The 10,253-nt window shown below is 71.5% G+C and carries 10 protein-coding genes; 5 read left to right on the top strand and 5 right to left on the bottom strand.

The features are described 5' to 3' along the window. Positions 1-292: 292 nt before the first annotated feature. From G6031_RS12590 to G6031_RS12570, 5 genes are all read right to left on the bottom strand, one after another. Positions 293-1,462 carry an acyl-CoA dehydrogenase family protein gene (locus tag G6031_RS12590; protein ID WP_179524769.1) on the bottom strand — a complete coding sequence of 390 codons (1,170 nt, stop codon included), beginning with the start codon at positions 1,460-1,462 and terminating at the stop codon, positions 293-295. 219 nt (positions 1,463-1,681) lie between these two features. Next, positions 1,682-2,194, bottom strand: a complete 513-nt coding sequence (gene purE / locus G6031_RS12585; RefSeq protein WP_179524768.1) for a 5-(carboxyamino)imidazole ribonucleotide mutase — start codon at positions 2,192-2,194, stop codon at positions 1,682-1,684. Positions 2,195-2,223: 29 nt separating this feature from the next. Continuing rightward, a complete protein-coding gene (locus tag G6031_RS12580; RefSeq protein ID WP_182653442.1) occupies positions 2,224-3,510 on the bottom strand; it encodes a 5-(carboxyamino)imidazole ribonucleotide synthase in 1,287 nt (428 codons plus the stop codon). A 22-nt stretch (positions 3,511-3,532) separates the two neighbouring features. Then, entirely contained in the window at positions 3,533-4,096 is a 564-nt protein-coding gene (locus G6031_RS12575; RefSeq protein ID WP_182641032.1) for a PH domain-containing protein, read from the bottom strand. Positions 4,097-4,099: 3 nt separating this feature from the next. Beyond that, positions 4,100-4,978: a biotin--[acetyl-CoA-carboxylase] ligase gene (locus tag G6031_RS12570; RefSeq protein ID WP_179524765.1), complete on the bottom strand. Its 879-nt coding sequence runs from the start codon at positions 4,976-4,978 to the stop codon at positions 4,100-4,102. A gap of 106 nt (positions 4,979-5,084) precedes the next feature. Here G6031_RS12570 and G6031_RS12565 point away from each other — a divergent pair, with 106 nt between their 5' ends. The 5 genes from G6031_RS12565 to G6031_RS12545 all read left to right on the top strand — a co-directional run. Beyond that, entirely contained in the window at positions 5,085-6,734 is a 1,650-nt protein-coding gene (locus G6031_RS12565; protein WP_182609609.1) for an acyl-CoA carboxylase subunit beta, read from the top strand. Beyond that, positions 6,731-7,012 (top strand): acyl-CoA carboxylase subunit epsilon, encoded by a 282-nt coding sequence (locus tag G6031_RS12560; RefSeq protein ID WP_347238493.1) that lies wholly within the window; start codon positions 6,731-6,733, stop codon positions 7,010-7,012. Before G6031_RS12565 ends, G6031_RS12560 begins: the two co-directional genes overlap by 4 nt. Positions 7,013-7,211: 199 nt before the next feature. Next, a complete protein-coding gene (locus G6031_RS12555; protein WP_182645568.1) occupies positions 7,212-7,601 on the top strand; it encodes a cupin domain-containing protein in 390 nt (129 codons plus the stop codon). Positions 7,602-7,622: 21 nt separating this feature from the next. Next, on the top strand, positions 7,623-8,303 hold the full coding sequence (locus G6031_RS12550; protein ID WP_179524762.1) for a nucleoside triphosphate pyrophosphatase: 681 nt from the start codon (positions 7,623-7,625) through the stop codon (positions 8,301-8,303). 165 nt (positions 8,304-8,468) lie between these two features. Then, positions 8,469-10,253 (top strand): acetyl/propionyl/methylcrotonyl-CoA carboxylase subunit alpha (locus tag G6031_RS12545; protein WP_179524761.1); only part of this gene is annotated, 1,785 nt, incomplete at its 3' end.

The following is a 10,253-nucleotide window of genomic DNA, read 5'->3' as shown; positions in this document are numbered from 1 at the left end:
CCGGCGCTGGCCGGCCGGGCGCTCGTCGCCGGCCGCGAGCGGGACGACGTCGTGGGCGTCCTCGGCCGGATCCTCGCCTCGGGGGGCTCCGCCGTCCTGGTCACCGGATCGGACCCGGATGCACCGGGGGTCGCGGACGTGGCCACCACGGAGCGGTCCACCCTCACCCTCTGACGGCCCGGCGCCGCGGCACCGCGCCACCCCGCTGCCATGGCATCCACGTCGAGAGCCGCCACCCCCGGTCGGAAGTGGCGGCTCTCGTGTGCCGGTCGGCGGGCCGGTGCCCGGAGGATCAGCCCAGGAGCTGACGCGCCATGACCATGCGGTTGATCTGGTTGGTGCCCTCGTAGATCTGGGTGATCTTGGCGTCGCGCATCATGCGCTCGACCGGGAAGTCGCGGGTGTAGCCCGCGCCGCCGAAGAGCTGCACGGCGTTGGTGGTGACCTCCATCGCGACGTCCGAGGCGAACGTCTTGGACGCCGCGGCCATGAAGCCCAGCTTCTGCCCACCCGGCGCGCTGCCGCGCTCGGCGTTGGCGGCGGCCGTGTACACCATGAGACGGGAGGCCTGGACCTTCATCGCCATGTCGGCGAGCATGAACTGGGTGTTCTGGAAGTCCGAGATCGCCTTGCCGAACTGCTTGCGCTCCTTGGTGTAGGCGATCGCCGCGTCGAGCGCACCCTGCGCGAGGCCCACGGCCTGGGCGCCGATGGTCGGGCGGGTGTGGTCCAGGGTCTGCAGCGCGGTCTTGAAGCCGGTGCCCGGCTCGCCGATGATCCGATCACCCGGGATGCGGACGTTCTCGAAGTACAGCTCCGCGGTGGGCGAACCCTTGATGCCGAGCTTCTTCTCGGTCTTCGAGACGCCGAAGCCCTCGTCGTCGGCGTGCACCATGAACGCGGAGATGCCGCCGGCGCCCTTCTCGGGGTCCGTCACGGCCATGACGGTGTACCAGGTGGACTTGCCGCCGTTGGTGATCCACGCCTTGCCGCCGTTGAGGATCCAGTCGTCGCCGTCCTGGCGGGCGCGGGTGCGCATGGCCGCGGCGTCGGACCCGGCCTCGCGCTCCGACAGGGCGTACGAGGCCATCGCGCCCTCGGCGATCCCGGGCAGGACCTGTTGCTTGAGGTCCTCACCTCCGGCCAGGATCAGGCCCATCGTGCCGAGCTTGTTCACGGCCGGGATCAGCGAGGACGAACCGCACACGCGGGCGACCTCCTCGATGACGATGCACGCCGCGACCGAGTCCGCGCCCTGCCCGCCGTACTCCTCCGGCACGTGGACCGCGTTGAAGCCCGAGGCGTTGAGCGCGTCGAGCGCCTCCTGCGGGAACCGCTCGTTCTCGTCGACGTCCGCGGCGTGCGGCTCGATCTCCTTCTCGGAGAGGGCACGGATCGCCGCGCGGAGCTCCTCGTGCTCCTCCGCGGGCTGGTACAGGTCGAAGTCGGGGTTACCGGACATGTGCGGTCCTCCAAGAGGGAATCGTCGGTGCTGATCGCGCGGCGGACACCGTCCGGGGCACCTCCCGGCGATGCCGACGACGCACCTTCACCGTCGATATCGCCGCGGGGTCTGACGTGCCGCGCCCGGCCATCCAAGTTACCAGTCGGGCACCGCTCGCCCCGCCCGGGCGGCGGGCCTCCCGGGCGGGGCGGACGGTGCCGCGGAGGACGGGGCGGATCAGCCCAGGAGGCTCTGCCGCAGCGCGGCGTCCTTGCGCTCCACCATCGCCTCCAGCTCGGCCTGGAAACCCTCCATCCGGGACCGGAGCTCCGGGTCGGAGGCGGCGAGGATCCGGACCGCCAGGAGCCCGGCGTTGCGGGCCCCGCCGATCGACACGGTGGCCACGGGCACCCCTGCGGGCATCTGCACGATCGAGAGCAGCGAGTCCATGCCGTCGAGGTGCTTCAGGGGCACCGGGACACCGATGACCGGCAGCGGGGTGGCGGAGGCGACCATTCCCGGCAGGTGCGCGGCCCCGCCGGCACCCGCGATCACCACCCGGATACCCCGGCCCGCGGCCGAGCGGGCGTAGTCCAGCATCTTCTGCGGGGTCCGGTGGGCCGAGACGACGCCCACCTCGAAGGGGATCCCGAACTCGGCGAGCGCCTCCGCCGCGCCCTCCATCGTCGGCCAGTCGGAGTCGCTGCCCATGATCAGACCGACCTGCGGCCCGCCCTGTGGTGCGGTCATGGTGGTGCCTTTCGTCGAAGGGGGTGGCGTCAGCGGTCGAAGTCGCCGACCGGTGCCCCCGTGTGGGGGTCCCACCCGTCGGCCCATTCCCCGTGGGACAGCCAGTGGGCGGCGTGCTCGGCCACCGCGCGGACCGTGGCGACCTGGTCGGCGTCATCCGGGTCGACCCCGGGGTCGGCGAGGACGTTGACGTGCCCGATCTTGCGTCCCGGCCGCTCGGACTTCCCGTAGAGGTGGACCTTGGCGTGCGGGAACCGGGCCCCGAGGTGGTGCACCCGCTCGTCCATGCTCATCTCCGGGGCACGGGCCGCACCGAGCACGTTGGCCATCACGGTCACGGGGGCCGTCGGGACGGTGGAACCCAGCGGATAGTCGAGAACGGCCCGCAGATGCTGCTCGAACTGGCTGGTGGTGGCTCCGTCCATGGTCCAGTGTCCCGAGTTGTGCGGTCGCATCGCCAGTTCGTTCACCAGCACACCCGGGCGGCCGTCGGAACCGGTGACCTCGAAGAGCTCGACCGCCATCACCCCGGTGACGTCGAGGTGTTCGGCCAGGCGCAGGGCGGTGGCCTGGACCGCGGAGCGGAGATCGTCGGGCAGCCCGGTGGCCGGTGCCACCACCACCGCGCAGATCCCGTCGCGCTGGACCGTCTCCACGACGGGCCACACCGCTCCCTGGCCGAACGGCGAGCGGGCGACGAGCGCGGAGAGCTCCCGGGTCCACGGCACCCGCGCCTCGGCCATCATCGGCACACCGGCGTCGAGTTGCTCCGTCGCGATGCGCTCGGCCTCCTCCAGCGAGCCCGGCATCCACACGCCGCGGCCGTCGTAGCCTCCGCGCGCGGCCTTGAGGACGATGTGCCCCTCCTGCTCGCCGTGGAAGCGCCGGACGTCCTCGACGGAGTCGACCGCCGTGAACGGCGGGATCGGCGCCCCGATCTCCTCGAGCGCGCGGCGCATGACCAGCTTGTCCTGGGCGTGGATGAGCGCCGAGGCCCGGGGCCGCACCGCGACGCCGGCGGACTCGAGCTCGACGAGGATCTCCGGTGGCACGTGCTCGTGGTCGAAGGTCATCACGTCGGCGCCGGCCGCGACACCCCGGACCGCGTCCGGGTCGTCGTGGGCGCCGATCACGACGTCGGGGGTGACCTGCGCGGCCGGGTCCTGCGGGTCGGCGGCGAGAACGCGCAGGGTCTGGCCGAGCGCCACCGCCGACTGGTGCGTCATGCGGGCGAGCTGCCCGCCTCCGATCATCGCCACGACGGGCGAACCGAGAGGATTGCGGCGGATGCGCGAGTCGTCGTTCACGTGGTCCATGTTCTCACGGGTGGTGGGGAGGTCACCGACGCCCCGGCAGCCCCCAGCGGAAGCGGGGTGGCGGGGCGAGGGGGCCGGGCGGGGGCACCGGGGGCAGACGGAGCAGTTCGTCGTAGACCGTGGCGTGGACCCGCGCGACGGCGGGGACATGGTCGATCTCGACCGGGGGCAGGTGTCCGCACTCGAGGATGAGACACCCGGTGCCCAGGGCCCGGTCGGTGAGGGTGTGCCGGAACCGCACGGCACTGATCCGGCGCAACGGCACGTCCACACACCGTCGCGTCGAGCCGGCCGGCCGGTAGAGCACGCGCTCGTCGGTCACCACGAGGTCGGTGCGCGCCCACCGCAGCGCGGGCCACAGGCCGAAGCGCAGGACAACGAGGAGGTAGATCCCCGCCACCATCGCCCAGGTCGCGGCCCGGTCCCCCGAGTGCACGACCTGCGTCTCGATGAACCCCCCGGCGATCCCGGCGAGACCGGCGCCGATCACCGTCACCAGTGCGGGGCGCACGAGCGCGCGCCAGTGCGGGTGGCTGTGGACGATCAGCGTCTCCCCCGGAGAGACGACCGAACGGACGAACCCCACGGGTCAGCCGCCCCACCGGCCGGCGGCCGGACGCACGTGGGTCACGTCCCCGGCGGCCACGGACAGCTCCCCGTCCGGGGTGACGACGACGAGGCGGCCCTCCCTGTCCACGCGTGCGGCTCGCCCTGTCCGTACGACGTCGCCCGGCAGTTCGACGCGGACCTCGGCCCCGACGGTCGAGCAGGCCGCCGAGTACTCGGCCATGAGCTCGTCCGAGATGGTCGATCCGCTCCCGCGTTCGCATCGACGCCACTGCTCGTGCCGGTGCGCCAGGGCCTCGAGGACCGCCCGTGCGACGACGTCACGGTCGGTCGTCCCACCGGAGAGGGCGAGGGAGGTCGCGTGCGGGACGGGCAGTTGCTCCCGCGTCAGTGTCACGTTGATCCCCACACCCACCACCAGCGCGGGAAGGCGCAACTCGAAGTCCCCCTCCGCGGGGACCGTCGTCATCTCCGAGAGGATCCCCGCGATCTTGCCCCCGTCGACGAGCACGTCGTTGGGCCACTTGAGCGTGGCGTCCACCCCGCCCGCCGCCACGAGTCCGTCCCGGATCGCGAGACCCGTGACCAGGGGCAGCCACCCGAACAGGGTGGGTGAGACCGAGCCGGGGCGCAGCAGGACACTCACCACCACCTGGGTCCGCGGAGGCGCCGTCCACGTGCGTCCGAGCCGCCCGCGTCCCGAGGCCTGGTACTCGGCCAGGAGCACACCGCGGTCCGCGGCACCCAGTCCCGCTCGCCTCATCGCCTCGGCGTTGGTCGACCCGACCTCCTCCAGGACCTCGAGGGAGGTGTACGGCGCACCCGGCCTCTCGACCAGCTCCCGGCGGAGGGCATCGGCGTCGAGCGGGCGCGGCGATTCGGGTCCGGGGTCTGCGTGCACGACGTCCAGAGTAGGTCCGAACCCCGCCCGACGGCGGGGTCGGTGTCGGGGGAGTAGGCCGGGTCACGTCGCCACGGAGCCACCCGAGTCGTTAGAGTCTTACAACATGACGACTGCCTCAGAACCGGACGTGAGTGACGACGTCCAGACCGACGCTGCGACGCCCGACATCCACACGACCGCCGGGAAGCTGTCCGAGCTGCGTCGGCGGCTCGACGAAGCCCGTGCACCGATGGGACAGGCCGCGGTCGACAGGACGCACGACAAGGGCCTGATGACGGCCCGCGAGCGGATCGAGAACCTGCTCGATCCGGGCTCGTTCGTCGAGATCGACGCGCTCGCCCGCCACCGCGCCACGACCTTCGGCCTGGCCGAGCGTCGGCCGCTGGGCGACGGTGTCATCACCGGGTACGGCACCATCGACGGCCGGAGCGTCTGCGTCTTCTCGCAGGACGCCACCGTCTTCGGCGGCTCCCTCGGTGAGGTCTACGGCGAGAAGATCGTCAAGGTCATGGACCTGGCGCTCAAGACCGGCCGCCCGATGATCGGCATCAACCACGGCGCCGGTGCCCGCATCCAGGAGGGTGTGGTCTCGCTCGGCCTCTACGGCGAGATCTTCCACCGGAACGTCCAGGCGTCCGGCGTGATCCCCCAGGTGTCCCTGATCATGGGCCCCTCCGCCGGTGGACACGTCTACTCCCCCGCCCTCACCGACTTCACCGTGATGGTCGACAAGACCTCGCAGATGTTCGTCACCGGCCCGGACGTCATCAAGACGGTCACCGGCGAGGAGGTCACCCAGGAGGAGCTCGGCGGCGCCACCACGCACATGACCAAGTCGGGCGTCTCGCACTACACCGCCAACGACGAGCAGGACGCCCTCGACTACGTCAAGGACCTGCTGTCGTACCTGCCCAGCAACAACCGCGCCGAGGCTCCCCGCTTCCCGGTCCCGCCGACCGAGGGCGCGATCGAGGACAACCTCACCCTCGAGGACCACGAGCTCGACACGATCATCCCGGACTCCTCCAACAGCCCGTACGACATGCACGAGGTCATCTCGCACATCGTCGACGACGGGGAGTTCCTCGAGACCCAGGCGCAGTACGCCATGAACGTGATCGTCGGGTTCGGCCGGGTCGAGGGCCGCAGCGTCGGCGTCGTGGCCAACCAGCCCACCCAGTTCGCGGGCTGCCTGGACATCAAGGCCTCGGAGAAGGCCGCGCGCTTCGTCCGCACCTGCGACGCCTTCAACATCCCCATCCTCACCCTGGTCGACGTCCCCGGCTTCCTGCCGGGCACCGGCCAGGAGTTCGACGGGATCATCCGCCGCGGCGCGAAGCTGCTGTACGCCTACGGTGAGGCCACCGTCGGCAAGGTCACCGTGATCACGCGCAAGGCCTACGGCGGCGCCTACGACGTCATGGGGTCCAAGCACATGGGCGCCGACATCAACCTGGCGTGGCCGACTGCCGAGATCGCCGTCATGGGCGCGTCCGGGGCCGTCGGGTTCGTCTACCGCGACCAGCTCAAGCAGGCCGCGGCAAACGGAGACGACGTCGACGCGCTCCGACTCAAGCTCCAGGCCGAGTACGAGGACACCCTCGTCAACCCGTACGTCGCCGCCGAGCGGGGTTACGTCGACGCCGTCATCCCGCCGTCGCACACCCGGCTGCAGGTGGCCCAGGCGCTCCGCCTGCTCGACCGTAAGGTCGTCGAGGTGCCCGCCAAGAAGCACGGGAACATCCCGCTGTGACCGCCGCCGAGCAGCAGCAGGCCGCGGAGAACACGGCCGTGGAGAACGAGGCCACGGAGGAGAAGGCCGCGGCGCCGTTCTTCCAGGTCGTGCGCGGCAACCCCACCGCGGTCGAGGTGGGCATCCTGTCCGCCGTGCTCGCGACCGCGCAGGGTAACGCCGTCCACGAGGGTGAGTTCCCCACGGGCATCAAGGACGACTGGGGGTCCTACGAGGACCGACTGCGGCCGCCGTTCGGGTACAACCCCACGTCGTTCCTCAACCGCCGCCAGTACTGAACCGGCCCAGCCCGGCGGCACCGCAGCCGCCCCCGTCCCTGCACGCCCGCGCGCACCGAAGCGCCTGCGGGAGTGCGGCGCCGGGGGCGGCTGTGGTCTGTCCGTACAGGCGCGTGGGCGGATGCGGACCGGCTACGCGGCAACCACACCGGACGCCCGGCCCGTAGGTTGGGGGACACCAACTTCCAGGAGGCGCCGCGTGTCCAACGAGCCCGCCACCCCCGAACGCGACGACCGCGATCACGGCAGCCGCGCCGGGACCACCGAGGGCACCGCCACCCATCTGACCGACATCATCGGTCGCGCCGAGCCCTTCGAGAACCGGCCTCGGGCCTCCGTCGTGCACGAGGACGAGACCGCGAAGATCGTGGCGTTCGAGTTCGCGGAGGGTCACGAACTCGGCGACCACGCGGCCCACCACCCGATCCTCGTCCAGGTCCTGAGGGGCCGGGTGGAGTTCGGCCTCCCCGACCGCACGGTCGTCCTGGTGCCCGGCGAGATGATCCACCTCACCGCGGGGCTGCGGCACTCGGTGCGTGCGATCGAGCCCACCACGCTCACCGTCACGATGCTGCTGCCGCGGAACTGAGGCCCTGGCTACGCTGGGCCCATGATCACGTTCGTCCTCGCCTCGGCCTCCCCGTCCCGCCTGCGGATCCTCCAGCAGGCCGGCGTGGACCCGCTCATCCGACACCCGCAGGTCGACGAGGACGCCCTCCAGGCCGCGCTCCCCGCGGCCACCCCGCATGTGCGCGTGGTGGAGGACCTGGCCCGCGCGAAGGCGCAGGACGTCCTCGAACGGGAGGGGGAGTCCCTCGCGGCCGAGGCCCGGGCCGCGGGGGCCGACACGCTCATCGTGGTGGGCTGCGACTCGATGCTCCTGGTCGACGGCCGGCTCGAGGGCAAGCCGCACACCTACGAGCGGGCCATGGAGCGGTGGCGGAGGATGCGCGGACGTCACGGGGTGCTGATCACCGGCCACGCCCTGATGGTCGCCGACCTCACCGGCGACGGACCCCTCGTCGTCACCCGGAGTGGGGCCGACACCTCCGACACCACCGTGCACTTCGGCGCCCCGTCGGACGCCGACCTGGACGTCTACCTCCGCACCGGCGAGCCCCTCGAGTGCGCCGGCGCCTTCACCATCGAGTCGCTCGGCGGCTGGTTCATCGACCGGATCGACGGCGACCCGTCGAGCGTCATCGGACTCAGTCTGCCGCTGCTGCGGCGCCTCCTCGAGGACGCCGGGATCCACGCACACCAGTTGTGGCGTCCCGAGCTCCGCACCTGAACAGCAGGTCAGAGAGGCGGCGAGGTGCTCGGCCCGCCCCCATATGGCAACCCTTGGACCCCCAAACCCACACATGAGGGGGGCCTCTCATTAGACTGCTGGAGAATATCGGTGCCCCTACCGGGCGCACCGGTCTAAGAGACGTCCATCACCAGGAGGCCCTGAGTGCCCAGTCATGCCAGCTCTCACATCACCAAGGTCCTCGTCGCCAACCGCGGCGAGATCGCTGTACGTGTGATCCGCGCGGCGAAGGACGCCGGTCTGGCCAGCGTGGCCGTGTACGCCGAGCCCGACGCCGATGCCCTGTTCGTCAAGCTGGCCGACGAGGCCTTCGCCCTGGGAGGCACCACCTCCGCGGAGTCGTACCTGGTCTTCGATAAGATCCTCGACGCCGCCGCCAAGTCCGGGGCCGACGCCATCCACCCCGGGTACGGCTTCCTCTCCGAGAACGCCGACTTCGCGCAGGCCGTCATCGACGCCGGGCTGATCTGGATCGGCCCCCCGCCGAGCGCCATCCGCGACCTGGGCGACAAGGTCACCGCCCGCCACATCGCCGAGCGTGCCAAGGCTCCGATGGCGGCCGGCACCAAGGACCCCGTCGCCAATGCCGACGAGGTCGTGAAGTTCGCGGAGGAGTACGGCCTGCCCATCGCCATCAAGGCCGCCTTCGGTGGCGGCGGGCGCGGGATGAAGGTCGCCCACGAGATGTCCGAGGTCGCCGAGCTCTTCGACTCGGCCACCCGTGAGGCCACCGCCGCCTTCGGTCGCGGCGAGTGCTTCGTCGAGCAGTACCTCGACAAGGCGCGCCACGTCGAGGCCCAGGTCCTCGCCGACCAGCACGGCAACGTGGTCGTCGCCGGCACCCGCGACTGCTCGCTGCAGCGTCGCTTCCAGAAGCTCGTCGAGGAGGCCCCGGCCCCGTTCCTCACCGACGACCAGCGCAAGCGGATCCACGACTCCGCCAAGGCCATCTGCAAGGAGGCCGGTTACTACGGCGCCGGCACGGTCGAGTACATGGTCCAGGGCGACACGATCTCCTTCCTCGAGGTCAACACCCGCCTCCAGGTGGAGCACCCGGTCACCGAGGAGACCGCGGGCATCGACCTCGTGCTGCAGCAGTTCAAGATCGCCGAGGGTGAGGTGCTCGAGTTCACCGAGGACCCGACCCCGCGCGGCCACGCGTTCGAGTTCCGCATCAACGGCGAGGACGCCGGACGCGGCTTCCTGCCCGCCCCCGGCACGATCACGGGCTACCACGAGCCCAGCGGGCCGGGCGTCCGCGTCGACTCCGGCGTCGAGCAGGGCGACACGATCGGTGGCCAGTTCGACTCGATGCTGGCCAAGCTGATCGTGTGGGGCGAGGACCGCGACCAGGCGCTCGCGCGGTCGGCCCGTGCCCTCGCGGAGTTCACGGTCGAGGGAATGGCCACCGTCATCCCGTTCCACGCCCACGTCGTCGCCAACCCCGCCTTCGTGGGTGACGGGAAGGGCTTCGACGTCTACACCAAGTGGATCGAGGAGGAGTGGGACAACCCGATCGAGCCGTGGAGCGCCACAGGCGCCCCCGCCGACGACGACGAGCCGGTCGAGCGCAAGAAGGTCGTCGTCGAGGTGGACGGCCGCCGCGTCGAGGTCTCGCTGCCCGGTGACCTGGCCTTCGGCGGGTCGCACAACGGTGGCACCGTCCGCCGCAAGGCCAAGGCCCGCACCCGTGGCGGGGCCGCCGGTGCCGCCGCCTCCGGGGACGCCGTCTCGGCCCCCATGCAGGGCACCGTGGTGAAGGTGGCCGTCGAGGAGGGCCAGGAGGTCAAGTCCGGTGAGCTCATCGCCGTGCTCGAGGCCATGAAGATGGAGAACCCGGTCACCGCCCACAAGGACGGCGTCGTCACCGACCTGTCCGTGGACGCCGGCGCCGCGGTCACCCAGGGAACGGTGCTCTGCGAGATCAAG

The sequence above is a fragment of the Dietzia sp. CQ4 genome (genome assembly GCF_014145125.1).
Classification (GTDB): domain Bacteria; phylum Actinomycetota; class Actinomycetes; order Mycobacteriales; family Mycobacteriaceae; genus Dietzia; species Dietzia natronolimnaea.
Note: the sequence above shows the minus strand (reverse complement) of the source record. Positions and strands in the feature narration are given on the sequence as shown.